We start from the raw sequence: 23,948 nt of genomic DNA, 5'->3' as shown, positions 1-23,948 counted from the left end.
GCCGTAGGACCGGCTAGAACCTGGGCGCGTTCCTGGACCGCTGCACCCGTGTGGTGCGGCGGTCCTTCGCGTTCCAGCAGGCCTTGTGCCAGTGGCGGCGGTCGTCGACGCCCGCGTGCTCCGGCCAGGCCACGACGTGCGGGACGCCGGAGGGGATCTGCTGGTCGCAGCCGGGGCAGCGGTACGTCTTGCCCTCGGAGCTCGCCCCGGCGACATGGCGCACGCTCCACTCCTCGCCCTGCCAGGCTTCCGTGGACTGCCAGCCGCCGTAGCGGCCCGAGCGCTCGTCGTCGGCACTCTGGCCGGAGGAACCGGACTCCTTGGGTCGGTTGCGACGCGGGGACACAGAACACCTCACGGGGCTATACAGGAGGCAAGGGCTGTGTCCAGCCTACGTGGCGCGGACAGGGGTACGCGAAGGGCATCAACCCGTACAAGTCCCCCTCGGGACCGCGCATTCTGCAGACAATCCGCAAATCTCTTTGCCAGGCCGTGTCCTCGGCACGTGTCGGGCGGTTATGCCCGGTGGGGGAGCTCCGTGTCGGAGCCAAGGAAGCAGGAAAAGCCATGCGCGTCGGAAGTTTTGTGTTGGCGGCCCAGTTCCCGGGGCAGGGCCAGGGGGAGGCCCTGCACCGCGCGGTCCGCTCGGTGGAGGTCGCGGAGGAGGCCGGTCTCGACACGGCCTGGCTGGCCGAGCACCACTTCGTGCCCTACGGCACCTGCCCGTCCGCGGTCACCCTGGCCGCGTTACTGCTGGGCCGCACCCAGCGCATCCGCGTCGGCACCGCGGTCAGCGTGCTGCCCACCGTCCACCCGGTCGCCCTCGGCGAGCAGGCCGCGCTGCTGCACGTGACGAGCGGGGGGCGCTTCTCGCTGGGCGTGGGGCGCGGCGGGCCGTGGGTCGACCTGGAGGTGTTCGGTTCGGGCCTCGCCGCGTACGAACAGGGGTTCCCGGAATCACTCGATCTGCTGATGAGCTGGCTGCGTGAGCCGTCGGTCGCGGGCACCGGGGACCGCTTCGCGTTCCGTGAAGTACCCGTCGTACCAAGGCCGTCGGAGGCGCTGTCGGACGCGCCGGGCCCCGAGGTCGTCGTCGCCTGCACCTCCCCCGCGAGCGTGCGGCTGGCGGCCGAGCGGGGCCTTCCGATGCTGCTGGGCATGCATGTCGGGGACGAGGAGAAAGCCGAAATGGTCGCCCTGTGGCGGCAGTTGGCGCGGGCGGCGGGGCGGCCGGCGGAGGAGATCCGCGGGGCGGCCCATGTGTCGGCCGGTGTCTGCCAGATCGCGGACAAGCGTGCCGACGCGGTGGAGGCCCTGGTGAAGGCGATGCCGGGCTGGCTCAAGCAGGGGCTGGACGCCCATGTGACGGTCGATGACCGCGAGCGCCGCATGCGCGACCCGCTCGCGTACACCGAACTCCTCTGCGGGCTGCACCCGGTGGGCACCCCGCGGCTGTGCGTCGACCGGCTCGCGGCGACCTCGGAGCGGACCGGCATCTCCCGTTTCGCGCTGCTCGTCGAGGGGTCCGGGGACCTCGCGGCGACCGAGGAGAACGTACGGCGGCTCGGAGCCGAGGTGCTCCCTCACCTCGGCTGAGCGAACCGCGCTGGACGTTCCGCGGGGAGCTTGCCGCCCCGTACAGAGCACCTCCCGCGTACGGAGCGGCAAGCAGTGCGCCGTCCGCCGCGTCAGCAGTCCCTGAACTCCGGGGACTGGTTCAGCAGCTGACTGCGCACCGAGGTGAAGCGGGCCAGCGTCTCGTCGACCGAGCCGTCCAGCGGGAACACCGCCACCCGGTGGCAGTTCTGGAAGGCGAGGCGTACACCGAAGTGCCGCTGCAGCGCGCCGCGTATCGCGTCACTCGCGAGCGCACGCAGCAACTGACCGCGTGCCTGCTCGTCCGGCGGCGGCGTCTGGTTGTCGGCGAACGCACCGCCGTCGACCTTCAGCTGAGCCACCAGGGAGCTGACCATCTCCCATGCGTAAGGCAGGGAGGTCCGGACGCAGTCGACGAATTCAGCTTCGTCGACCTCGCCTCGCTCGGCCTTTTCGAGTAGGGCCGGTGAGACGTCGAGCGACATGGGTTCTCCTCTCGCACCCCCAACGCGCGGGGGTTGCCGGACAGGTAAGGGAGTCCGCGATGACGAACACGCTGCGTACATGTCTCGCGACCTCCCGCTTATACGGTAGGCAACGGAGGAGGGCGGCACCAGGAGAATGCGTACATAGGGAACTCTCAATGGGCCCACAATCGGCCAAGAATGAACAACGGGCGTCACGGGTCTTCCAGGGCGAATCGCGTGCACCTACGCCCGTCGAGTAGCGTTGCCGACCATGCGTCTCGTCATTGCCCGGTGTTCCGTGGACTACGCGGGCCGGCTCACCGCCCACCTCGCCTCCGCCCCCCGTCTGATCCTGGTGAAGGCGGACGGCAGCGTCTCGATCCACGCGGACGACCGGGCCTACAAGCCCCTCAACTGGATGTCTCCGCCCTGCACGCTGAAGGAGGGTTCAGGCGACGACGAAGGCGTCTGGACCGTCATCAACAAGGCGGGCGAGAAGCTCATCATCACGATGGAGGAGATCCTCCACGACTCCTCGCACGAACTCGGCGTGGACCCCGGCCTGATCAAGGACGGCGTGGAAGCGCACCTCCAGGAGCTGCTGGCCGACCGCATCGACACCCTCGGCGAGGGCTACACGCTGATCCGCCGCGAGTACATGACGGCCATCGGACCGGTCGACATCCTGTGCCGGGACGGCGAGGGCCAGACCGTCGCGATCGAGATCAAGCGGCGCGGCGAGATCGACGGCGTGGAGCAACTCACGCGCTACCTGGAGCTGTTGAACCGCGATCCCCATCTCGCCCCGGTCCGCGGCATCTTCGCCGCCCAGGAGATCAAGCCGCAGGCCCGCGTCCTCGCCACGGACCGCGGCATCGGCTGCACGGTCCTCGACTACAACGCCCTGCGCGGCATCGAGGACGACAAGCTCCGCCTGTTCTGAACACCCGTCGCCAGACACCGACTTCACCCTGACTTCACCACGACGAAAAGGGCCGGTTCCGATCATCGGAGCCGGCCCTTTCATGTCCTACGGGACTGTCGTACGCGAGTCAGATCACGGCACCCGCGCTACTCGACGTGTCCGCGCCGGCGCTCTCGGGCGCGGCCGAACTGGCCGTCTCTACCGGGGCACTTGAGGCTGCGCCGCTTGCCGAGGTCTCCATGGACGGGGTGACCGACGGCGTGGGCGTGTCAGTCGGCGTCGGGGAATCGCTCGGAGTCGGCGACGACGGAGAGCTCGGGTCCGTCGGCTTCGTCGTGGTCGGGCTCGACGTAGGCGGCTTGGACGTGGACTTGCTCGGCGACGGGGTCGTGTGCCCGCCCCCCGAACTGCTCGTCCCGCTCGGAGTGTCCGAGGGCCGGCCGCTGTCCGTCGGCGTCGGATCGTCCGACGTGCCGTAAGTCCCGTCCGGGCCCGGGTCGGTGGGTCGGCTGGTCGCGGTGCCCGTGCCGGTGCCGTCGTCCTTCTTCGCCTTGTCCGCGCCGAGGCTGTCGTCGTCGGTGCCCTGGCTGGCGGACGGGTTGACGCCGACCTTGTCGGACGGGTTGTCGGCGTTGTTGTTGGACGTGGCGCCGAGGGTGACGACCGTGCCGAGGACGGCGGCGAGCAGGACGCCCGCGCCGGCCGCGACGAGGTTGCGCCGGGCGTAGCCGCGCAGGCCGCCCCGGGCCTTGTTGTGCGGCTTCGGGGGCGAGGGCTGGTGTGCGACGAGGGTGTACGTGTCGCCGGGCGGCTGGAGCGGCGGGAAGGGCGCCGGTATGCCGCCGGGCGGCGTGGCCGACTCCTCGTAGTGCGCGTCCGGCACTTCCTCGCCCGCCGTGGAACCGAGGGGGAGCGCGATGCCGGAGCGGTCGGCGACCAGCGCGAGGGCGCGGCGGCCCGCGACGGCGCCGCGCTTGTCGGCGGCCTCGCCGCGCAGGCCGATGGACGACTCCAGTTCGGCCCGGGCCCGGTCGAGGTCGCCCTCGCACAGCGCGAGGACGCCCAACTCATGCTGGAAATAGGCCTGTTCACTCACATCGGCGGCGAGCCCCGCGGCCTCGAAGCCGGAGCGCAGCACCCGCTCCCAGGCGCTCCAGTGCAGTCCGGCGGCGAACGCGGGCGCCGCCGTGCGGGCGAGATGGACGGTGGTGCTCTCCTCGCCGTCGCCGGGCGGGGTCGTCGCCGGCAGGAGTGCGACGAGGGCAGCGAGCAGGGCGTCGGCCTCGGCGCACACACGCGCGGGCGTGACCGACGGGTGCCCGGCCCACCAGGAGTAGTGCAGAGCGGCGATGAGGGCACCGGACGCGACGTCGTCGCCGTATCCGGCGGCCTCCAGCTGGGTCTGGACGCCGGCGGCGAGCCGGTAGCGGGAGCCGACCGGGGAGACCAGTCCGCAGCCCGCGAGTTCGCCGAGGGCGGCGTCCGCGTGGGTGTCGCCGACGAGCGCGGGCAGATGCGCCTGGTGCGGCACCTCACCGCCGAGCGCGACGGCGAAGCGCAGGGTGGCCCGCGCCGAGGTGGAGAGCCGCGAGGCGAGCAGCGGCGCGGGCGCGGCGGCCTCCCCGAGCGACGGCAGGGGTACGGCGTCGGCCTCGTCCGGGTCGAGCGGCGGGGCGTCGAAGGGCTCGTCGACCGGGGGCGCGTCCTGGAAGACGCCGAACTCCTCGACGGCGCTGGTGCCGACGCGCAGTTGGTCGCGCTGGCGGAGCAGGGCGCCGGCCTGGACGAAGCGCAGGGGCAGGCCCTCGGACTCGAAGTAGAGGTCGCCCGCCCAGTTCGCCTCCTCCTCGGTGAGGACGCGGCCCACGGCACGCTCCAGGACCTCCACGGCGCCGGGCCGGCCCAGACCGCCGAGGAAGACCTCCTCGATCGCGGAGTCCGCGGACGGTGCCGGGATCTCCGGGGTCGCGGCGATCAGGAACGCGCACTCGGGCGTCGCGTCGAGGAGTTCGTCGAGGGCGGCGGCGCCGAACTCGATGTCGTCCAGGACGACGACGGCGCCGATCTCCCGTGTCAGCGCGAGGAGTTCCTCCCGGCCGGGCCGGTGCAGGGGTGCGTCGTAGACGGCGTAGAAGAGGTCGTACAGGAGGTCGGTGGACGTGCGGTGGAAGCCCGTGAGGCGGATCACGCCGTCGGGGGCGAGGTCCAGGCAGTCCTCGGCGACGAGGTCGAGCAGGCTGGTGCGGCCGGAGCCCGAGGGGCCGGTGAGACGGACCGAACGGCCGCGGGCGAGCAGCCGTACGAGACGCTCGCGCTCCTCCTGGCGCTCCAGGAGCGGCGGTTCGGGGCGGTTCAGGCCGGGCGGGACGGGCGGCCTGGCGGCGCGGGCCGCCTCGGCGCGCTCGGCGGCGCCGAACTTCGCGGGCCGGCCGGGCCGCTGTCCGGGCGGGCAGACCTCGATCTCGCTGCCGTCGACGGGGTTGACGGTGAGCAGGAAGTCACCGGTGACCAGTTGCACGGTGCGGGCGAGCGCGGGTGTGTGCTGGCCGAAGTCGGGTGTGAGGGGTTCCCGGGGCGGGCGCTGACGTGACGACGTGTCGTCGCCGTCATGGCCGTACTCCTCGGGTCCCCGGTCGATCGGGTCCATAGGTCCAAGCCCCCCAAAAGCGTCGTGTGCGGGTCGACAGGACCCAAGGCCCCTCCCGGCCTTGTGCACACCGCGCTGTCGCTTCTGGTCCGGGCCCGCTCGAAGGGTTGTAAGGCAGCGGGCGACCGAACCCTAAACCTTCGCACAGTATCTACGACAGCCCGGGGTACCGCGCCGTCCGAGACGTCACAGTCTCATGAGGATTGTGCGCGGTGCGTGTTTCGCGAGCCCCCGACCGGGCCTCTTCCGAAAAGTGTGTCACTTTCGGCGAAAGTGACACGCTTTGGGATCACACCCTGGGAAGGGACTCGACCCCGATCCCGCCCTCGATGGCGAGGATGCGGTGCAGCCGGGTGGCCACGAGCAGGCGCTGCATCTGCGGCGGTACGCGGCGCAGCACCAGGCGGCGGCCGCAGCGGCCGGCCCGTCGGTGGGCCCCCATGATGACGCCGAGGCCGGTGGCGTCCCAGGAGTCGAGCTCGGACAGGTCCAGCACCAGATCGCCGACTCCGTCGTCGACGGCCGAGTGCAGGACCGTACGGGCGTCCGCCGCGCTGCGGACGTCGAGGCGGCCCCCGACGACCAGCTCGACGTGGTCGCCCCTGATGTACATATGCGCTCCCCGTGAGTGCGGTGGCGTACTCGGTGATATCGGCGAAGTCGGTGATGCAACCTCTGACTGCGTGAAGCGCCACGAAGTTGCCGTCTGTGAGCGAACCGATACCGAATTCACCCCTGCGTGTGATGGGGCAGGGGCGTGTGCGGTTTCAGTGCTTGTAGAAGCCCTGCCCGCTCTTGCGTCCGATGTCACCGGCGTCCACCATTCGGCGCATCAGCTCCGGCGGGGCGAACTTCTCGTCCTGTGACTCGGTGTAGATGTTGCTCGTCGCGTGCAGCAGGATGTCGACGCCGGTGAGGTCCGCGGTGGCCAGCGGGCCCATCGCGTGGCCGAAGCCCAGCTTGCAGGCGAGGTCGATGTCCTCGGCGGTGGCGACGCCCGACTCGTACAGCTTCGCCGCCTCGACGACGAGCGCCGAGATGAGACGGGTCGTCACGAACCCGGCCACGTCACGATTGACGACGATGCAGGTCTTGCCGACGGATTCGGCGAACTCCCTTGCGGTGGCCAGGGTTTCGTCGCTCGTCTTGTATCCGCGCACCAGCTCGCACAGGCCCATCATCGGGACCGGCGAGAAGAAGTGCGTTCCCACGACGCGCTCCGGACGCTCCGTCACGGCCGCGATCTTCGTGATCGGGATGGCGGAGGTGTTGGAGGCGAGGACGGCGTCCTCGCGCACGATCTTGTCCAGCGCGCGGAAGATCTCGTGCTTGATCTCGAGCTTCTCGAAGACGGCCTCGACGACGATGTCCGCGTCGGCGACGGCGTCGAGATCGGTGGTCGCGGTGATGCGCCCAAGAGCCGCGTCGGCGTCGTGCGCCTCCAACCTGCCCTTGCTCACGAACTTGTCGTACGAGGCCTTGATGCCGTCGGTGCCACGCTTCAGGGCCTCGTCGGTGACATCGCGCAGGACGACGTCCCAGCCCGCCTGCGCGGAGACCTGGGCGATACCGGAACCCATGAGTCCGGCGCCGATGACGGCAAGCTTCCGTGCCACTGTGCGACTCCCCTTTGAAACGCTTACAGCGTGTATCCGTATGCCTCTCGGCGGACACTAGCGAAGGTGCGGCGCTGTGTGACCGGTTAGTAACGCGCGTCACGTCTCATCTGACGGACATCACACCGGCACGGGTCATTCGACCCCCCGTACGGCGTAGTTGAGGACTCTCTCGCTCAAGAGGTCCTCCAGGTCGTCGAGTAGACCGAGGGCCTCACGGGAGACCTCGCCGGGTGCGCGGCCGGCGGTCATGCCGCGGCGGACGAAGTCCGTCAGCGCCTCGTGCAGCCAGTTGATCTGGCCGGCCATCAGCCGCGGGGTGATGTCCTCGTCCGTTGCCGCGGTCTCCTCGCGCAGGGCGGCCTCCAGGCGTTCGATCAGCTCGTGCCGGACGGCCATGAGGCGCAGCCGGAGCGTGGGCGCGGCCTCGACGACCGCCATGAACCGCTCGAATCCCGGCATCAGGCCCACGCGCGGCGAGACGGCCTCCAGTTCGGCGCGCAGTTCCCGCAGGACGGCCGCGGCGGCGGACTCCCCCGCGTCCCGGGCGCGCACCCAGCGGGCGAGCCGTTCGCGCTGGTCGTCGGCGCGGTCGAGGAACAGGTCCTCCTTGGTGGAGAAGTAGTTGTAGACCGTGTTGACCGAGACGTCGGCCGCCTCGGCGACCTCGGCGACGGTGACCGCGTCGAAGCCGCGCTCCATGAACAGGCCGGTGGCAACATCGGAGATGTACTGCCTGGTCTGCCGCTTCTTCCGCTCCCTGAGCCCTTCGACCATGCCGTCCATGCTAGTCACTTTGGCGTCGCTTGTTTTTTGGGGTCATTGCAAAATTTCAGGGACTCTGTTTTTCTGGGGTCATGGCAATCATCAGCGCGGCCGGCCTGGCCCGCTCCTTCCGGACGAAACAGGGCCTCGTAGAGGCGGTGCGCGGTATCGACCTGGCCGTACGGCCCGGCGAGATCCTCGGCTTCCTGGGACCGAACGGCGCCGGCAAGACGACCACCCTGCGCATGCTCACGACCCTGCTCCCGCCCACCGGCGGCGCGGCCACCGTCGCGGGCCGCGACCTCGTGACCGACCCGGCCGGGGTGCGGCGGGCGTGCGGCTACGTCGCCCAGTCGGGAGGCGTGGACCCGCAGATCACCGCCCGGGAGGAACTCGTCACCCAGGGCCGCCTCTACCGTCTGACGAAACGTCAGGCGGCCGAGCGCGCCGAGGAGTTGGCTCACGACCTGGACTTCACCGAGCAGCTCGACCGCAGGACGGCCACGCTCTCCGGCGGCCGGCGGCGCCGCCTGGACATCGCGCTCGCCCTCACCCACCGCCCCGAGGTGCTGTTCCTCGACGAGCCGACGACCGGCCTGGACCCCGCGAGCCGCGCCGGCCTCTGGGACCTGGTCCGGCGGCTGCGCGACGAGCACGGCACCACCGTCTTCCTGACCACCCACTACCTCGACGAGGCGGACGCCCTCTCCGACCGGCTGGTCATCGTCGACCGGGGAGTCGTGGTGGCCGAGGGCACCCCGACCGCGCTGAAGCTGCGGCACGGCGGCTCGATCGACGCGAGCCTCCAGGACACGTTCCTCGCGATCACCGGCCGCGGCCCGGCCCGGCCCGACGCCGCCCCCGTGGCCGTATGAGAACAACGACGGAAAGCACAGGACGGACGACGACATGCTGCTGCACGACACCTCGCTCATCTACGGCCGCTGTCTCCGCCAGACGCTGCGTTCCCGCTTCGCGCTGGTCTTCGGGATGCTGGTGCCGCTGCTCTATCTCGTCTTCTTCGGTCCGCTCCTGACACACCTGCCGTTGCGCGCGCAGGGCAGTTCGTGGCAGACCCTCGTTCCCGGGGTGCTGCTCCAACTCGGGCTGTTCGGCTCGGCGTTCGCGGGTTTCTCGGTGATCATCGAGAAGAACCAGGGCGTGGTGGAGCGGATGCGCGTGACCCCCGTGAGCCGGCCGGCGCTGCTGCTCGGCCGGGTGCTGCGCGACGCCACGGTCCTCGTCGTCCAGGCGGTCGCGCTGGTCCTGGCGGCGGTGGCGCTGGGTCTGCGCGCCCCGCTGCCGGGCATCCTGATCGGCTTCGCGTTCGTGGCGCTGCTGACGGTCTCGCTGGGGTCGCTGTCGTACGCCATCGCCATGAAGGTGGCGACACCGCAGGAGTTCGGTCCGCTCGTCAACGCGACGACGATGCCGTCCATGCTCCTGTCCGGCCTGATGCTCCCGATGACCCTCGCGCCGGCGTGGCTGGACGCCCTCTCGCACCTCATGCCGTTCCGCTATCTGGTGGACGCGGTGCGGGACGCCTACGTCGGCTCGTACGCCACCGCCCACATGCTCTACGGCGTTCTCGTGGCCCTCGGCTTCGCCGCGGTCGCCGTGACGGTGGGCACACGCGTGTTCCGGACGGCCGGGGCCTAACTACGCTGGCCGCATGGTCAATCTGACGCGCATCTACACCAGGACCGGCGACCAGGGCACCACCGCCCTCGGCGACATGAGCCGGGTCGCCAAGACGGACATCCGGATCTCGGCGTACGCCGACGCCAACGAGGCGAACGCGGCGATCGGCACCGCCATCGCCCTCGGCGCCCTCCCCGAGGACATCGTCAAGGTCCTCACCCGCGTCCAGAACGACCTCTTCGACGTGGGCGCGGACCTGTGCACGCCGGTGGTGGAGAACCCGGAGTTCCCGCCCCTGCGGGTCGAGCAGTTCTACATCGACAAGCTGGAGTCGGACTGCGACCACTTCAACGAGCGGCTGGAGAAACTCCGCTCCTTCATCCTCCCCGGCGGCACCCCGGGCGCGGCCCTGCTCCACCAGGCGTGCACGGTCGTACGGCGGGCGGAGCGGTCGACGTGGTCGGCGCTGGAGGCGTACGGCGAGGTGATGAACCCCCTGACGGCGACCTACTTGAACCGCCTGTCGGACCTTCTGTTCATCCTGGCCCGGTCGGCCAACAAGGAGACAGGGGACGTCCTTTGGGTGCCCGGCGGGGAGCGCTGACCCCCAACTCCCAAGTGGTCCAGACCTATTGACCGGTGGTCCAGACCTTCCTATTCTCACGGGACTGTGGGTGCGAAGGCTCAGTCGCGCCCCCTTACCCCCGAGGAGGCGCTCAATGCGCTTCAGACATCGAGCAGTTGCCGGGTTCACGACCCTGCTGCTTCCGCTCGCCGCTCTCGTCGGTCTGGCCGCGCCCGCCGAGGCCGCGTCGACCGCCACCGCCACCTTCACCAAGTCCAGCGACTGGGGCACCGGCTTCGGCGGGCAGTGGACCGTCAAGAACACCGGTACCAGCGCGATCAGTTCATGGACGGTCGAGTGGGACTTCCCCTCCGGCACGTCGGTCACCTCGGCCTGGGACGCGGACGTCACCAGCTCCGGCAACCACTGGACCGCGAAGAACAAGTCCTACAACGGCACCATCGCCGCGGGCGCCTCCGTCTCCTTCGGCTTCAACGGCGCCGGCAGCGGCTCGCCCTCCAACTGTCTGCTCAACGGCGGCAGTTGTGACGGCGGCACCACCGTCCCCGGTGACGCGGCCCCCTCCGCGCCCGGCACCCCCACCGCCTCCTCGATCACCGACACCTCGGTGAACCTCTCCTGGAGCGCGGCCACCGACGACAAGGGCGTCAAGAACTACGACGTCCTGCGCGACGGCACCAAGGTCGCCACCGTGACGACGACGTCGTACACGAACACCGGCCTGACCGCCGGCACCGACTACTCGTACACCGTGCAGGCCCGCGACACCGCCGACCAGACAGGACCGGTCAGCGGCGCGGTCGCCGTGCACACCACGGGCGGTACGACCACTCCCCCGACCACCGGCAGCAAGGTCAAGCTGGGGTACCTCACCGAGTGGGGCACGTACCAGCGCAACTACCAGGTCAAGAACCTGGTGACCTCCGGCTCGGCCGCGAAGATCACGCACATCAACTACGCGTTCGGCAACGTCACGAACGGGCAGTGCGCGATCGGCGACGCCTACGCCGACTACCAGAAGACGTTCACCGCCGACCAGTCGGTCAGCGGCGTCGCCGACACCTGGGACCAGCCGATCGCGGGCAACTTCAACCAGCTGCGCGAGCTGAAGGCCAAGTACCCGAACATCAAGATCCTGTGGTCCTTCGGCGGCTGGACCTGGTCCGGCGGCTTCGCGCAGGCGGCGGCCAACCCGACCGCGTTCGCCAACTCCTGCTACAACCTGGTCGAGGACCCGCGCTGGGCCGACGTCTTCGACGGCATCGACATCGACTGGGAGTACCCGAACGCCTGCGGCCTCTCCTGCGACACCAGCGGCGCCGCGGCCTACAAGAACCTGATGCAGGCCCTGCGCGCCAAGTTCGGCAGCAACAACCTGGTCACCGCGGCCACCACGGCCGACGGCACCTCCGGCGGCAAGATCGACGCCGCCGACTACGCGGGCGCGGCCCAGTACGTCGACTGGTACAACGTGATGACGTACGACTTCTTCGGCGCCTTCGACGCGGACGGCCCGACCGCCCCGCACTCCCCGCTCACCACCTACAGCGGCATCCCGACCCCCGGCTTCACCACGGCCGACGCGATCGCCAAGTTCAAGTCGAAGGGCGTCCCCGCCAACAAGCTGCTCATCGGCATCGGCTTCTACGGCAGAGGCTGGACCGGCGTGACCCAGGCCGCACCCGGCGGCTCGGCGACCGGCCCGGCGGCGGGCACCTACGAACAGGGCATCGAGGACTACAAGGTCCTCAAGACGTCCTGCCCGGCCACCGGCACGATCGCCGGCACGGCGTACGCCTACTGCGGCAACAACTGGTGGTCCTACGACACCCCGAGCACGATCGCCGGCAAGATGAGCTGGGCCAAGACCCAGGGTCTGGGCGGCGCGTTCTTCTGGGACTTCAGCGGCGACACCAGCAACGGTGAGCTGGTGACCGCCATCAACAGCGGGCTGAGCTGATCCCCACACCGCTCAGCACGACAGCGCCGCGGGCGGACCTCACGGGTCTGTCCGCGGCGCGTTGTTCGTGACGCGCGCCCCCGGCGTGCACCTCAGGGGGCTCTTCGGCCCGGAACGAAGGCCGATCGGCGCCGGTGACCAGCTCTTTGACGTGGGCATCTTGGTCCTACGACAGCAAGAGGAACACCGCACCACGGGGGAAACCATGACGCGCAGGTCCACGTCCCGCACCACCAAGAAGTCCGCCCATGCCTGGGCCGCGCCGGCCAGTGCCCTCGCCACAGCGGTCGCCGCCGCTGTCATGGCAGCCTGCCCGGTCGACGTCACCGTGACCCTCGGCTCCGCGCCCCACGCGGTCGTCGTCAGTCAGGCCGACGTACCCAACCCGGTGTGCCGGATCACGCCACGTTGACCCGCTGGCCGGGAGGGGCCGCCTCCAGCCAGGCCAGGAAACCCGTCAACGCGTCTTCGCTCATGGCGAGTTCGAGGCGCGTGCCCCGGTGCAGGCAGGTCAGGATGAGCGCGTCGGAGAGCAGGGCCAGCTCCTCCTCGCCCTCGGGGAGGCGGCGGCCGGCGACCTCGATCGCGGAGCGTTCCAGCGTGCGGCGCGGGCGGTAGGCGTAGGAGAAGACGCGGTACCACTCGATGCGGTCGCCGTTGTAGCGGGCGACGCCGTAGCTCCAGCCCTTGCCGTTGGTGTCGGGTTTCTCCGGGACGTCCCAGCGCAGCGAACAGTCGAAGGTGCCGCCGGAGCGCTGGATGAGTCTGCGGCGCAGGCCGAAGACGAACAGCCCCACCACTACCAGGGCCACCACGATTCCGCACGCAGTCAGAGCGAGGACCATCGACACCGACCTCCTCGTCTCCTAGGTAAAACAGGTAACGGAACGGAAAAAACACCCACATTCGCCTCAGCCGCGGCTGGGGCCGGATTCCTCCGGTCCCAGCCGCGGCTGAGTCACGTCATCGCGTCAGAACTGGGTTCAGCGCGTTTCCACCGCACGCAGTCGGACGTCCGCGCGGCGCTCGGCGGACTCGTCGCCCGCCGCCTTCGCCTGCTCCAGCTCGCGCTCCACGCGCTGGACGTCGATCTCGTCCGACAGCTCGGCGATCTCGGCGAGCAGCGACAGCTTGTTGTCCGCGAACGAGATGAAACCGCCGTGCACCGCGGCGACGACCGTCCCTCCGTCGCTCGTGCGGATGGTCACCGGGCCCGACTCCAGCACACCGAGCAGCGGCTGGTGACCGGGCATGACGCCGATGTCGCCGGACGTGGTGCGCGCGACGACCAGGGTGGCCTCGCCGGACCAGACCTGGCGGTCCGCGGCGACGAGCTCGACATGCAGCTCAGCAGCCAAGGTGGGCTCCTCGGGTCACCACCCGGCGGTCGTGCCGGGTGTGGGTTCAATTCTAGTAGGCATGGAAGAGGGGGTGGGACACGCCCCACCCCCTCAGGTGAAGCACGGGGTCAGGAGACGCCCAGCTCCTTCGCGTTCGCCTTCAGGTCCTCGATACCACCGCAGAGGAAGAACGCCTGCTCCGGGAAGTGGTCGTACTCGCCGTCGATGATCGCGTTGAAGGCCACGATCGACTCGTCCAGCGGGACGTCCGACCCGTCGACGCCGGTGAACTGCTTGGCGACGTGGGTGTTCTGGGACAGGAAGCGCTCCACGCGACGGGCACGGTGGACGGTGAGCTTGTCCTCCTCGCCCAGCTCGTCGATACCGAGGATCGCGATGATGTCCTGAAGGTCCTTGTACTTCTGCAGGACCGTCTTGACGCGCATCGCGGTGTTGTAGTGCTCGGCCGCGATGTACCGCGGGTCGAGGATGCGGGACGTGGAGTCCAGCGGGTCCACGGCCGGGTAGATGCCCTTCTCGGAGATCGGACGGGACAGAACCGTCGTCGCGTCGAGGTGGGCGAACGTGGTGGCCGGGGCCGGGTCGGTCAGGTCGTCCGCGGGGACGTAGATCGCCTGCATCGAGGTGATCGAGTGACCGCGGGTCGAGGTGATGCGCTCCTGGAGGAGACCCATCTCGTCGGCCAGGTTCGGCTGGTAGCCCACCGCGGAGGGCATGCGGCCGAGCAGGGTCGAGACCTCGGAACCGGCCTGCGTGAAGCGGAAGATGTTGTCGATGAAGAACAGCACGTCCTGGTTCTGCACATCGCGGAAGTACTCCGCCATGGTCAGACCGGCCAGGGCCACGCGCAGACGGGTGCCCGGGGGCTCGTCCATCTGGCCGAAGACGAGCGCCGTCTTGTCGATGACGCCCGAGTCGGCCATCTCCTCGATGAGGTCGTTGCCCTCACGGGTGCGCTCGCCGACACCGGCGAACACGGAGACACCGTCGTGGTTGTTGGCGACGCGGTAGATCATCTCCTGGATGAGCACCGTCTTGCCGACACCGGCACCGCCGAACAGGCCGATCTTGCCGCCCTTGACGTACGGGGTCAGCAGGTCGATGACCTTGACGCCGGTCTCGAACATCTCGGTCTTCGACTCGAGCTCGTCGAAGCGCGGGGCCTTGCGGTGGATGGACCAGCGCTCGCCCGTGTACTTCTCGTCGCTGTTCAGCACCTCACCGAGGGTGTTGAACACCTTGCCCTTGGTGAAGTCGCCGACCGGGACGGTGATGCCCGTGCCGGTGTCGGTGACCGCGGCCTGGCGGACCAGACCGTCGGTGGGCTGCATCGAGATCGTGCGGACCAAGCCGTCACCCAGGTGCTGGGCGACCTCCAGGGTCAGCGTCTTCTTCGCGCCGTCCAGGGCCGGGTCGGCCACCTCGACGTGCAGAGCGTTGTAGATCTCCGGCATCGCGTCGACGGGGAACTCCACGTCGACGACCGGGCCGATGACCCGGGCGACGCGGCCCGTGGCAACGGCCGTCTCAACTGTCGTCGTCATTACTTGTCACTCCCCGCGGTCGCGTCGGCCAGGGCTGCGGAGCCACCGACGATCTCGCTGATTTCCTGGGTGATTTCGGCCTGGCGGGCCGCGTTGGCAAGACGGGAGAGCGTGGTGATCAGGTCTCCCGCGTTGTCGGTCGCCGACTTCATCGCGCGGCGGGTGGCGGCGTGCTTGGAGGCAGCCGACTGGAGCAGCGCGTTGTAGATACGGCTCTCGACGTACCGCGGCAGCAGGGCGTCCAGGACGTCCTCCGCCGACGGCTCGAAGTCGTACAGCGGAAGGATCTCGCCCTGGGGCGTCGCCTCTTCCGCGACCTCTTCGAGGCTGAGGGGCAGCAGCCGGCTGTCGATCGGCGTCTGCGTCATCATCGAGACGAACTCGGTGTAGACGATGTGGAGTTCGTCCACGCCGCCCTCCGCCGTGTCCAGCTCGATCGCCTCGATCAGCGGACCCGCGACCTTCTTCGCGTCCGCGTACGTGGGCTCGTCGGTGAAGCCGGTCCACTGCTCCGAGATCTTGCGCTCACGGAAGTTGTAGTGGGCGACACCGCGGCGGCCGACGATGTACGTGTCGACCTCCTTGCCCTCCGCGACCAGACGCGCGGTCAGCTGCTCCGCGGCCTTGATGGCGTTGGAGTTGAAGGCGCCGGCCAGACCGCGGTCGCTCGTGAGGAGCAGGACCGCGGAACGGGTCGGCGTCTCGGCCTCGGTGGTCAGCGGGTGCCGGGTGTTGGAACCCGTACCGACCGCCGTGACCGCACGCGTCAGTTCCTTCGCGTACGGCGTCGAGGCCTGCACCTTGCGGTGCGCCTTGACGACGCGCGAGGCGGCGATCATCTCCATCGCCTTGGTGATCTTCTTGGTCGCGGTGACGGATCGGATGCGACGCTTGTAGACCCGGAGCTGGGCTCCCATGAGTCAGGTCCCTTCCTACGTCACTTGGCCGCGGCCGGGGCGTCCTCGCCGAGGAGCTTGCCGTCCGAGGTCTCGAACTGCTTCTTGAACTCGGTGATCGCGTCCGCGGCGGCGGTGAGGGTGTCGTCCGACATCTTGCCGCCCTCCTTGATGGAGGTCATGAGGCCCTGCTCCTTGCGGTGCAGGTACTCCAGGAGCTCCTTCTCGAAGCGGCGGATGTCCTCGACCGGTACGTCGTCCATCTTGCCGGTGGTCGCGGACCACACGGAGACGACCTGGTCCTCGGTGGGCATCGGCTGGTACTGCGGCTGCTTGAGCAGCTCGACCAGCCGCTGACCGCGCTCCAGCTGGGCCTTCGACGCGGCGTCCAGGTCGGAACCGAAGGCGGCGAACGCCTCCAGCTCGCGGTACTGGGCGAGGTCGAGGCGCAGTCGGCCGGAGACCTGCTTCATCGCCTTGTGCTGCGCGGAACCACCGACTCGGGAGACGGAGATACCGACGTTCAGCGCGGGGCGCTGACCGGCGTTGAAGAGGTCCGACTCCAGGAAGCACTGGCCGTCGGTGATGGAGATGACGTTGGTCGGGATGAACGCCGACACGTCGTTGGCCTTGGTCTCGACGATCGGCAGACCGGTCATCGAGCCCTTGCCCATCTCGTCGGAGAGCTTCGCGCAGCGCTCCAGCAGACGGGAGTGCAGGTAGAAGACGTCACCCGGGTAGGCCTCGCGGCCCGGCGGACGGCGCAGCAGCAGGGACACGGCGCGGTAGGCGTCGGCCTGCTTCGAGAGGTCGTCGAAGATGATGAGGACGTGCTTGCCGTCGTACATCCAGTGCTGGCCGATGGCCGAACCGGTGTACGGCGCCAGGTACTTGAAGCCGGCCGGGTCGGACGCCGGGGCGGCGACGATGGTCGTGTACTCCAGCGCGCCGGCCTCTTCGAGCGCACCACGCACGGAGGCGATGGTGGAGCCCTTCTGACCGATGGCGACGTAGATGCAGCGGACCTGCTTGTTCACGTCGCCCGAGCGCCAGTTGTCGCGCTGGTTGATGATCGTGTCGACGGCCAGGGCGGTCTTGCCCGTCTGGCGGTCGCCGATGATCAGCTGACGCTGGCCGCGGCCGATCGGGGTCATCGCGTCGACGGCCTTGTAGCCGGTCTCCATCGGCTCGTGCACCGACTTGCGGACCATGACGCCCGGGGCCTGCAGCTCCAGCGCGCGGCGACCGGTGGTCTCGATCTCGCCGAGGCCGTCGATCGGGTTGCCGAGCGGGTCGACGACGCGGCCGAGGTAGCCCTCGCCGACGGCGACGGACAGGACCTCTCCGGTGCGGGTGACCGGCTGGCCCTCCTCGACACCGCTGAACTCGCCGAGGATGACGGTACCGATCTCACGCTCTTCGAGGTTGAGCGCGAGACCGAGGGTGCCGTCCTCGAACTTCAGCAGTTCGTTGGCCATGGCCGAGGGGAGGCCCTCGACCTTCGCGATGCCGTCGCCGGCAAGGGTGACCGTACCGACCTCCTCGCGCGAGGCCGCGTCCGGCTTGTACGACTGGACGAAGTTCTCCAGCGCGTCCCGGATCTCCTCCGGCCGGATCGTGAGCTCCGCCATCTGGGTTCCCTGCTCTCCTTGTTGGGCCCGAAGTTTCACTTGGGGGGATGGGGGACTCCCCCCGTGACGAGGTGAATCCTCTGCACGGCCCAACTCGGGCCGCCTTACTACGTCTTTGTTGTGGTGCTGCTAGCTCGCCATGCGGCGGGCGGCGTCATCGAGCCGGTCCGCGATGGAGCCGTTGATGACCTCGTCGCCGACCTGCACCCGGATACCGCCGAGGACCTCGGGGTCCACGTCGATGTTCAGGTGCATGTGGCGGCCGTAGAGCTTCGCGAGGGCGGCGCCCAGGCGCTGCTTCTGCGGGTCGCTCAGCGGGACCGCCGTGGTGACGACCGCGACCAGGCGGCTGCGGCGCTCGGCGGCGAGCTTGGACAGGGACTCGAGTCCCGCTTCCAGGCTACGTCCCCGGGGCGCGGTCACCAGGCGGGTCACCAGTCGCTCGGTGGCCGGCTTGGCACGGCCGCCGAGCAGGCTGCGCAGCAGCTCGCTCTTGGCCGCGGTGCCGGCGGCGCGGTCGGTCAGCGCGGCGCGCAGTCCGGTGTTCGAGGAGACGATCCGGCCGAACCGGAACAGCTCGTCCTCGACGTCGTCGAGCTCGCCCGACTGCTGGGCCGCGGTGAGGTCGGCGGTGGCCGCCAGCTCCTCCAGCGCGTCCACCAGGTCGCGGGACTGCGACCAGCGGGAGCGCACCATGCCGGACAGCAGGTCGAGGGCGGAGCCGCCGACCTGGCCGCCGAGCAGGCGCTCGGCAAGCTGGGCCTTGGCCTCGCCGTCCTGCGCCGGGTCGGTGAGGACCCGGCGCAGGGACACCTCACGGCCGAGCAGCGCGGTGACGGCGGCCAGCTCGTCGGCGAGCTGCGCCGCGTTCACGGACGTGGAGTCCGTCAGCGCGTCGAGACGCTCACGTGCGGCTGCCAGGGCCTCGCGGCTCGCTCCGTTCATCGTGCGGCCTCGGCCTTCTCCTCGAGTTCATCGAGGAAACGGTCGATCACACGGCTCTGCCGGGCGTGGTCCTCGAGGGACTCGCCGACGAGCTTGCCGGCCAGGTCGGTGGCGAGCTTGCCCACGTCCTGGCGCAGCGCCTGCGAAGCGGCCTTGCGGTCGGCGTCGATCTGCGTGTGACCGGCGGCGACGATCTCCTCGCGCTGCCGCTGGCCTTCCGCGCGCATCTCGGCGATGAGCGTGGCGCCCTGCTCCTGCGCCTCCTGGCGCAGCCGCGCGGCCTCGTGCCGGGCCTCGGCGAGCTGAGCCTTGTACTGCTCAAGAACGCTCTGTGCCTCGGTCTGGGCGGCCTCGGCCTTCTCGATACCGCCCTCGATGGCCTCGCGCCGCTCGTCCAGAACCTTGTTGATGTTCGGGAGGAGCTTCTTGGCGAGGAAGCCGAAGACGATGACGAAGGCGATCAGGCCGATGACAAGCTCAGGGATCGGCGGGACGAGGGGGTTTTCCTTCGCCTCGGCCGCCAGAATGAGCATCTGGCTCATGTCAGTGCCTTTCGTCTAGTGGGCTGTCGATGAACGGCAGATCACTGGCCGTAGACGAACGGCATGACCAGACCGATGAGGGCGAGCGCCTCACAGAAGGCGAAGCCGAGAATCTGGTTGGCGCGGATCAGGCCGGCAGCTTCGGGCTGACGGGCCAGAGCCTGGGTGCCGTTGCCGAAGATGATGCCGACGCCGACGCCGGGACCGATGGCGGCGAGGCCGTAGCCGATGGAGCCGAGCGAACCGGAGACGGCAGCGAGGGTCTCAGTGGCAGCCATGCTGATTCTTCCTTATCTATACGGACCGGCGGGGGTTGGCCACCGGACGCTCAGGGGGTATTGCAGGGGGGTGCTGCTCAGTGGTTCTCGGCGAGCGCGCCCTGGATGAAGGTGCAGGTCAACAGCACGAAGACGTAGGCCTGCAGGGCCTGGATGAAGAGCTCGAAGGCCGTCATCACGATGACCATGATGAACGAGACACCCGCGTAGGCGATGCCGATGCCGTTCAGCAGGTACCAGCTGGCGATCGTGAAGAGCAGCAGCAGGGTGTGGCCCGCGAACATGTTCGCGAAGAGTCGCACCGCGTGGGTGAACGGCCGGACGAGCAGGTTCGAGAAGAACTCGATCGTCATGGCCAGCGGGAGAACCGGGCCGAGCGACTTGTCGTAGCCGGTGAAGTTCTTGAAGGCGCCGACGAATCCGTGCCGCTTGAACGTCAGCGAGACCCAGAGGATGTACACGATCGCCGCGAGGACGATCGGGTACGCGATGATCGACGTCACCGGGAACTGGGCGACCGGGACGATCGACCAGAGGTTCATCATCCAGATGAAGAAGAACAGCGAGACGACCAGCGGTACGTACTTCTCGCCCTCCTTCTTTCCGATCGTCTCGTAGACGACTCCGCGGCGGATGAAGTCGTAGCCGGACTCGGCGACCATCTGCAGCTTGCCGGGAACGACCTTCGGCTTGCGGAAGGCGGCCCAGAAGAAACCGACGACGATGACCGAGCCGATCAGCGCCAGCAGCATCGGCTTGTTGAAGTACACGTTGCTGTCGCCGTCCCCCAGAAGGGGCTTGAACAGGAACGAGTGCAGGCCGGGAGCCGGGAAGCCACAGCCGTCGAAGATGTGGCAGTCGGTCTCGAAGGCGAGCACCTGCGTCGGGTCAGCACTCACCGCGGGCTCCTTCAGCGTGGCGCATAGGTACGGCAACCTCGTTGTGTCGGCGCGGCGGACAGCCGCGGTTCGGCACTGGACTGGTGTTACGGATGTGGGGGCGGCAGTGGGGCATCGAGCCTCGCGATTGAGCAGGCGTCAGCTCAGATGCCCGCGCCCGCGATGCCGCAGTTGGCACCGGACGATAGCAGGGTCGCTTACGTGCTCTTATCCCGGCCCTACCTCTCACGACGAGTGCTCCGACTTCTCGGGCTCGACGTAGAGGATTTTGGCCTTCATGTGGGCACGGGTCTGCGCGACGATCCAGATGATGGTTCCGGCGAGCAGCGTGAACGCGAAGGCCTTGGGATTGAACAGCGTGGTGTGCTTGAACGCGGCGAGGAAAATGAACAACAGCAGAATCTGCGCCGCGAAGAGCATGAGGCCCATCGCCTGGAACAGGTGCGGAAGCGATTTGGCAGTGCGCTGCAGAACGTAGAGCCCGATTCCCATGAAGAGGATCACGATCAGCGTCGCAACGGCTGCCCCAATAGCTCCTTTGCCGCCGGCGACCACACCACTGACGACGGCGGCAATCGCGCCGACGGCAGCTGTGGGCACAGCGGCTTGAAGGAGAATCCGGGCGTCATTGGACGGCATGGCGGCAACTCCGCTTGCTAAGGGGGGCGTGTCGTCATGGACGAGCGTAGTCCCGGGATGAGAGAGAACCTCACGCCAATGGACCGTCGCACTACGGTCCTTCGGCTCTGTCCCGGGTTCTCGTGAACCGTATCACAAACTATTTGATGCGGTCTTTACCTAGAAGGTGTGCTTGCTGTCACACATGAGAGTGACAGTGCGCGTCTGTGCAAAATAGCGGCCAACTTGTCTGGTATGGGGAGGCTTTGTCTGCCCACGAGATGGCAACGCTTTAGTCAGATTCTTACCTTGGCGTCAGCGCGAGGACTCCGCTTTACGTCCGTCAAGAAGGCGTGAACGGGGGCCGACAGCGGTCGCCCCGTTGACTCCTGACACTCCGGTGACAACCGGAGGACGCGGGTCACGGTCTTCCTCCGCCAGCACCACGACAGGGTCAACTCCGGCCCTGCGACGGCGATATCGCGGCGGCACCAGGTGCTCGGCCCAGCGCGGCGCACGCGGCGTGAAGCGCGGCAGCAGGAGCAGTACGAGTCCGATCGCGCTCAGGAACACGATGCCGAGGACGATCCACATCGAGGCCGAGTTGACCGAGTAGGACAGCGCCCCGAACGCGATCAGCGCCGACCAGAAGTACATGATCAGCACCGCCCGGCTGTGCGAGTGGCCGATCTCCAGGAGCCGGTGGTGCAGATGGCCGCGGTCCGCGGCGAAGGGCGACTGGCCCCGCCAGGTGCGGCGGACGATGGCCAGCACCAGGTCGGCGGCCGGCACCGCGATGATCGTCAGCGGCAGCAGCAGCGGGATGTAGACCGGCACCGTCTGGTGCACCGCCGCCTTCTCGGAGCCGACGAACAGCTGGAGCGCGTCCGGGTCGACCTGTCCCGTGATGGAGATCGCACCCGCGGCCAGCACCAGGCCGATCAGCATCGAGCCGGAGTCGCCCATGAAGATCCGCGCGGGGTGCATGTTGTGCGGCAGGAAGCCCAGGCACATGCCCATCAGGATCGCCGAGAAGAGCGTGGCCGGAGCGGCGGCCTCGATGCCGTACGAGTACCAGATCCGGTAGGCGTACAGGAAGAACGCGGCGGCCGCGATGCAGACCATGCCGGACGCGAGGCCGTCGAGGCCGTCGACGAAGTTGACCGCGTTGATGGTGATGACGACCAGGGCGACCGTGAGCAGAGTGCCCTGCCACTGGGTCAGCGCCACGTTGCCGATGCCCGGGATGGGCAGCCACAGGATCGTCAGACCCTGCATGACCATCACGCCGGCGGCGATCATCTGGCCGCCCAGCTTGATCAGGGCGTCGATCTCGAACTTGTCGTCCAGGACGCCGATCAGCCAGATCAGGGCCGCTCCGGAGAGCAGGGCGCGCGGCTCGTTCGAGTTCTGGAAGACCTCGCTGAGGTTGGTCAGGTGGTCGGCGACCAGCAGACCGGCGCACAGGCCGAAGAACATGGCGATACCGCCGAGCCGCGGAGTGGGTTCCCGGTGCACGTCACGGGCCCTGATCTCCGGCATCGCCCCGGCCACGATCGCGAACTTACGCACCGGCCCGGTCAGCAGATACGTCACCGCGGCCGTCACGCAGAGCGTCAGCAGGTATTCACGCACAGGCTTCCCCACAGGTCTCGCTGGCCATCACAGCCCCACACCCTAGCGAGGGACGCATATGGTTGGGGACTTCCGGGTAGCGACGATGGTTGCACGTGTGGCTGTGCACGTGGGTCCGGGTACCCCCGTTCAGCCCGGATACGGCGGGAATCCACCCACAAGATCCCGCACTTCGTCACGGGCCGACCGGGCGTCGACCCGCCCGCGGAGCACTCCCGCGACCAGCGCCGCGATCCCCGCCATCTCGCCCTCCCCCATGCCCTGCGTGGTCACCGCGGCGGTGCCCAGCCGCAGCCCGCGCGAGTCCCCGTGCGGGAGCGCGCAGCAGTCCAACACCATTCCGGCGGCGGCGAGTTGACCCCGTGCGGCACGTCCGTCGACGCCGAGGGGCAGCGGGTCGGCGGTGATGAGATGGGTGTCGGTACCGCCGGTCGTGACGACCAGCCCCTCCGCCGCCAGCCCGGCCGCGAGCACCCGGGCATTGGCGACCACCTGATGGGCGTACGCCGTGAAGGCCGGAGTCGCCGCCTCGCCGAACGCGACGGCCTTCGCGGCGATGGTGTGCATCTGGGCACCGCCCTGGGTGAACGGGAAAACGGCCCGGTCCACCCGCTCGGCCAGCTCGCTCCCGCACAGCAGCATCCCGCCGCGCGGCCCGCGCAGCACCTTGTGCGTGGTCGCGCAGACGACGTCGGCGTACGGCACCGGGTTCGGCGCCGCTCCCCCGGCGACCAGGCCGATGGGATGCGCGGCGTCGGCGATGAGATAGGCGCCCACCTCGTCGGCGACCTCGCGGAAGAAGGCATAGTCGATGTGCCGGGGATAGGCGATGGACCCGCAGACGATCGCCTTGGGCCGATGCAGGCGGGCAAGGGACCGCACCTGCGCGTAGTCGACGATCCCGGTCTCGGCATCGACCCCGTAGCCCACGAAGTCGAACCACCGCCCGGAGAAGTTCGCGGGCGACCCGTGCGTGAGATGCCCGCCGTACGGCAGCCCCAGCGCGAGGACGGTGTCACCGGGCCGCAGCAGCGCGGCGTAGGCGGCGAGCACGGCCGAAGACCCGGAATGCGCCTGCACGTTGGCGTGCTCGGCCCCGAACAGCGCCTTCGCCCGGTCTACGGCGACGCGCTCGGCGACGTCGACGATCTCGCAGCCGCCGTGGTGGCGGGCGCCGGGGTATCCCTCGGCGTACTTGTTCGCGAGCGGGGAGCCGAGCGCGGCCAGCACGGCGGGCGAGGTGAAGTTCTCGGCGGCGATCAGCTGGAGCGTCGTCGACTGCCGCGCCAGCTCCCCGAGCAGGATCTCGGCCAGCTCGGGGTCCTGCCGACGCAGGACATCGGCCTCGAGGACAGGGATGACCGACATGGCAGGCTCCGGGCGTCGACGGTGACGT

The 23,948-nt window shown here is 69.1% G+C and carries 25 protein-coding genes; 7 read left to right on the top strand and 18 right to left on the bottom strand.

What is annotated here, in order from left to right:
• Positions 1–13 precede the first annotated feature (13 nt).
• Positions 14–346, bottom strand: a complete 333-nt coding sequence (locus OO69_RS37615) for a hypothetical protein (RefSeq protein ID WP_033285419.1) — start codon at positions 344–346, stop codon at positions 14–16.
• Positions 347–567: 221 nt separating this feature from the next.
• On the opposite strand from OO69_RS37615, the gene OO69_RS37610 reads away from it, so the two are divergent.
• Positions 568–1,596, top strand: a complete 1,029-nt coding sequence (locus OO69_RS37610; protein ID WP_033285418.1) for an LLM class flavin-dependent oxidoreductase — start codon at positions 568–570, stop codon at positions 1,594–1,596.
• Between the two features lie 92 nt (positions 1,597–1,688).
• Here OO69_RS37610 and OO69_RS37605 read toward each other — a convergent pair whose 3' ends face one another.
• Entirely contained in the window at positions 1,689–2,081 is a 393-nt protein-coding gene (locus OO69_RS37605; RefSeq protein ID WP_033285417.1) for an SCO5389 family protein, read from the bottom strand.
• 253 nt (positions 2,082–2,334) lie between these two features.
• On the opposite strand from OO69_RS37605, the gene nucS reads away from it, so the two are divergent.
• On the top strand, positions 2,335–3,006 hold the full coding sequence (gene nucS, locus OO69_RS37600; RefSeq protein WP_033285416.1) for an endonuclease NucS: 672 nt from the start codon (positions 2,335–2,337) through the stop codon (positions 3,004–3,006).
• Positions 3,007–3,115: 109 nt separating this feature from the next.
• Here the strand turns inward: nucS and OO69_RS37595 are convergent, their stop codons facing one another.
• The 4 genes from OO69_RS37595 to OO69_RS37580 all read right to left on the bottom strand — a co-directional run bounded on the left by OO69_RS37595 (position 3,116) and on the right by OO69_RS37580 (position 8,028).
• Entirely contained in the window at positions 3,116–5,635 is a 2,520-nt protein-coding gene (locus OO69_RS37595; protein WP_033285415.1) for an ATP-binding protein, read from the bottom strand.
• A gap of 289 nt (positions 5,636–5,924) precedes the next feature.
• The gene (locus OO69_RS37590; protein WP_019060737.1) at positions 5,925–6,248 is read right to left on the bottom strand and encodes an STAS domain-containing protein; all 324 of its coding nucleotides are present in this window, start codon (positions 6,246–6,248) and stop codon (positions 5,925–5,927) included.
• Between the two features lie 154 nt (positions 6,249–6,402).
• Entirely contained in the window at positions 6,403–7,251 is an 849-nt protein-coding gene (locus OO69_RS37585; protein WP_033285414.1) for a 3-hydroxyacyl-CoA dehydrogenase family protein, read from the bottom strand.
• Between the two features lie 135 nt (positions 7,252–7,386).
• Positions 7,387–8,028, bottom strand: coding sequence for a TetR/AcrR family transcriptional regulator (locus tag OO69_RS37580; RefSeq protein ID WP_033285469.1), 642 nt, complete (start codon positions 8,026–8,028; stop codon positions 7,387–7,389).
• 80 nt (positions 8,029–8,108) lie between these two features.
• Between OO69_RS37580 and OO69_RS37575 the strand changes: the two genes are divergently transcribed.
• The 5 genes from OO69_RS37575 to OO69_RS37555 all read left to right on the top strand — a co-directional run bounded on the left by OO69_RS37575 (position 8,109) and on the right by OO69_RS37555 (position 12,615).
• Positions 8,109–8,891, top strand: a complete 783-nt coding sequence (locus OO69_RS37575) for an ATP-binding cassette domain-containing protein (RefSeq protein ID WP_033285413.1) — start codon at positions 8,109–8,111, stop codon at positions 8,889–8,891.
• A 34-nt stretch (positions 8,892–8,925) separates the two neighbouring features.
• The gene (locus tag OO69_RS37570) at positions 8,926–9,675 is read left to right on the top strand and encodes an ABC transporter permease (protein WP_033285412.1); all 750 of its coding nucleotides are present in this window, start codon (positions 8,926–8,928) and stop codon (positions 9,673–9,675) included.
• A gap of 13 nt (positions 9,676–9,688) precedes the next feature.
• Positions 9,689–10,261: a cob(I)yrinic acid a,c-diamide adenosyltransferase gene (locus OO69_RS37565; RefSeq protein WP_033285411.1), complete on the top strand. Its 573-nt coding sequence runs from the start codon at positions 9,689–9,691 to the stop codon at positions 10,259–10,261.
• A gap of 115 nt (positions 10,262–10,376) precedes the next feature.
• Positions 10,377–12,203: a glycoside hydrolase family 18 chitinase gene (locus OO69_RS37560; RefSeq protein ID WP_033285410.1), complete on the top strand. Its 1,827-nt coding sequence runs from the start codon at positions 10,377–10,379 to the stop codon at positions 12,201–12,203.
• 205 nt (positions 12,204–12,408) lie between these two features.
• A complete protein-coding gene (locus OO69_RS37555) occupies positions 12,409–12,615 on the top strand; it encodes a hypothetical protein (protein ID WP_033285409.1) in 207 nt (68 codons plus the stop codon).
• Here OO69_RS37555 and OO69_RS37550 read toward each other — a convergent pair.
• The 12 genes from OO69_RS37550 to glyA all read right to left on the bottom strand — a co-directional run bounded on the left by OO69_RS37550 (position 12,602) and on the right by glyA (position 23,920).
• Positions 12,602–13,048, bottom strand: coding sequence for a DUF2550 domain-containing protein (locus tag OO69_RS37550; protein WP_033285408.1), 447 nt, complete (start codon positions 13,046–13,048; stop codon positions 12,602–12,604). The genes OO69_RS37555 and OO69_RS37550 overlap by 14 nt on opposite strands.
• 138 nt (positions 13,049–13,186) lie before the next feature.
• Positions 13,187–13,561 carry a F0F1 ATP synthase subunit epsilon gene (locus tag OO69_RS37545; RefSeq protein ID WP_019060727.1) on the bottom strand — a complete coding sequence of 125 codons (375 nt, stop codon included), beginning with the start codon at positions 13,559–13,561 and terminating at the stop codon, positions 13,187–13,189.
• Positions 13,562–13,671: 110 nt separating this feature from the next.
• Entirely contained in the window at positions 13,672–15,108 is a 1,437-nt protein-coding gene (atpD, locus tag OO69_RS37540; RefSeq protein ID WP_033285407.1) for a F0F1 ATP synthase subunit beta, read from the bottom strand.
• A complete protein-coding gene (locus OO69_RS37535) occupies positions 15,108–16,025 on the bottom strand; it encodes a F0F1 ATP synthase subunit gamma (RefSeq protein ID WP_033285406.1) in 918 nt (305 codons plus the stop codon). The genes atpD and OO69_RS37535 overlap by 1 nt, the downstream gene beginning before the upstream one ends.
• Before the next feature lie 20 nt (positions 16,026–16,045).
• A complete protein-coding gene (gene atpA, locus OO69_RS37530) occupies positions 16,046–17,635 on the bottom strand; it encodes a F0F1 ATP synthase subunit alpha (RefSeq protein ID WP_033285405.1) in 1,590 nt (529 codons plus the stop codon).
• A gap of 129 nt (positions 17,636–17,764) precedes the next feature.
• The gene (locus tag OO69_RS37525) at positions 17,765–18,580 is read right to left on the bottom strand and encodes a F0F1 ATP synthase subunit delta (protein WP_033285404.1); all 816 of its coding nucleotides are present in this window, start codon (positions 18,578–18,580) and stop codon (positions 17,765–17,767) included.
• The gene (locus OO69_RS37520) at positions 18,577–19,122 is read right to left on the bottom strand and encodes a F0F1 ATP synthase subunit B (RefSeq protein ID WP_033285403.1); all 546 of its coding nucleotides are present in this window, start codon (positions 19,120–19,122) and stop codon (positions 18,577–18,579) included. The genes OO69_RS37525 and OO69_RS37520 overlap by 4 nt, the downstream gene beginning before the upstream one ends.
• A gap of 41 nt (positions 19,123–19,163) precedes the next feature.
• Entirely contained in the window at positions 19,164–19,400 is a 237-nt protein-coding gene (locus OO69_RS37515; protein WP_033285402.1) for an ATP synthase subunit C, read from the bottom strand.
• Positions 19,401–19,477: 77 nt separating this feature from the next.
• Positions 19,478–20,314 (bottom strand): F0F1 ATP synthase subunit A, encoded by an 837-nt coding sequence (atpB, locus tag OO69_RS37510; RefSeq protein ID WP_078652744.1) that lies wholly within the window; start codon positions 20,312–20,314, stop codon positions 19,478–19,480.
• 210 nt (positions 20,315–20,524) lie between these two features.
• Positions 20,525–20,938, bottom strand: coding sequence for a hypothetical protein (locus OO69_RS37505; protein WP_033285400.1), 414 nt, complete (start codon positions 20,936–20,938; stop codon positions 20,525–20,527).
• Positions 20,939–21,232: 294 nt separating this feature from the next.
• Entirely contained in the window at positions 21,233–22,552 is a 1,320-nt protein-coding gene (locus OO69_RS37500) for an MraY family glycosyltransferase (RefSeq protein ID WP_033285399.1), read from the bottom strand.
• Positions 22,553–22,681: 129 nt separating this feature from the next.
• Positions 22,682–23,920: a serine hydroxymethyltransferase gene (glyA, locus tag OO69_RS37495; RefSeq protein WP_033285398.1), complete on the bottom strand. Its 1,239-nt coding sequence runs from the start codon at positions 23,918–23,920 to the stop codon at positions 22,682–22,684.
• Positions 23,921–23,948: the final 28 nt, after the last annotated feature.

The organism is Streptomyces sp. NRRL F-525, from assembly GCF_000716605.1.
GTDB lineage: Bacteria > Actinomycetota > Actinomycetes > Streptomycetales > Streptomycetaceae > Streptomyces.
The sequence above is the reverse complement of the archived record's forward strand: the minus strand, read 5'-3'. Positions and strand labels throughout refer to the sequence as shown.

Coding starts and splice junctions, on each gene's coding strand:
- OO69_RS37565 (WP_033285411.1), top strand. CDS start 9,689: ATGGTCAATCTGACGCGCATCTACACCAGGACCGGCGACCAGGGCACC.
- OO69_RS37595 (WP_033285415.1), bottom strand. CDS start 5,635: ATGGACCCGATCGACCGGGGACCCGAGGAGTACGGCCATGACGGCGAC.
- OO69_RS37610 (WP_033285418.1), top strand. CDS start 568: ATGCGCGTCGGAAGTTTTGTGTTGGCGGCCCAGTTCCCGGGGCAGGGC.
- OO69_RS37535 (WP_033285406.1), bottom strand. CDS start 16,025: ATGGGAGCCCAGCTCCGGGTCTACAAGCGTCGCATCCGATCCGTCACC.
- OO69_RS37570 (WP_033285412.1), top strand. CDS start 8,926: ATGCTGCTGCACGACACCTCGCTCATCTACGGCCGCTGTCTCCGCCAG.
- OO69_RS37525 (WP_033285404.1), bottom strand. CDS start 18,580: ATGAACGGAGCGAGCCGCGAGGCCCTGGCAGCCGCACGTGAGCGTCTC.
- atpD (WP_033285407.1), bottom strand. CDS start 15,108: ATGACGACGACAGTTGAGACGGCCGTTGCCACGGGCCGCGTCGCCCGG.
- OO69_RS37605 (WP_033285417.1), bottom strand. CDS start 2,081: ATGTCGCTCGACGTCTCACCGGCCCTACTCGAAAAGGCCGAGCGAGGC.
- OO69_RS37575 (WP_033285413.1), top strand. CDS start 8,109: ATGGCAATCATCAGCGCGGCCGGCCTGGCCCGCTCCTTCCGGACGAAA.
- OO69_RS37515 (WP_033285402.1), bottom strand. CDS start 19,400: ATGGCTGCCACTGAGACCCTCGCTGCCGTCTCCGGTTCGCTCGGCTCC.
- OO69_RS37590 (WP_019060737.1), bottom strand. CDS start 6,248: ATGTACATCAGGGGCGACCACGTCGAGCTGGTCGTCGGGGGCCGCCTC.
- OO69_RS37560 (WP_033285410.1), top strand. CDS start 10,377: ATGCGCTTCAGACATCGAGCAGTTGCCGGGTTCACGACCCTGCTGCTT.
- glyA (WP_033285398.1), bottom strand. CDS start 23,920: ATGTCGGTCATCCCTGTCCTCGAGGCCGATGTCCTGCGTCGGCAGGAC.
- OO69_RS37580 (WP_033285469.1), bottom strand. CDS start 8,028: ATGGTCGAAGGGCTCAGGGAGCGGAAGAAGCGGCAGACCAGGCAGTAC.
- nucS (WP_033285416.1), top strand. CDS start 2,335: ATGCGTCTCGTCATTGCCCGGTGTTCCGTGGACTACGCGGGCCGGCTC.
- OO69_RS37550 (WP_033285408.1), bottom strand. CDS start 13,048: ATGGTCCTCGCTCTGACTGCGTGCGGAATCGTGGTGGCCCTGGTAGTG.
- OO69_RS37555 (WP_033285409.1), top strand. CDS start 12,409: ATGACGCGCAGGTCCACGTCCCGCACCACCAAGAAGTCCGCCCATGCC.
- atpA (WP_033285405.1), bottom strand. CDS start 17,635: ATGGCGGAGCTCACGATCCGGCCGGAGGAGATCCGGGACGCGCTGGAG.
- OO69_RS37520 (WP_033285403.1), bottom strand. CDS start 19,122: ATGAGCCAGATGCTCATTCTGGCGGCCGAGGCGAAGGAAAACCCCCTC.
- OO69_RS37505 (WP_033285400.1), bottom strand. CDS start 20,938: ATGCCGTCCAATGACGCCCGGATTCTCCTTCAAGCCGCTGTGCCCACA.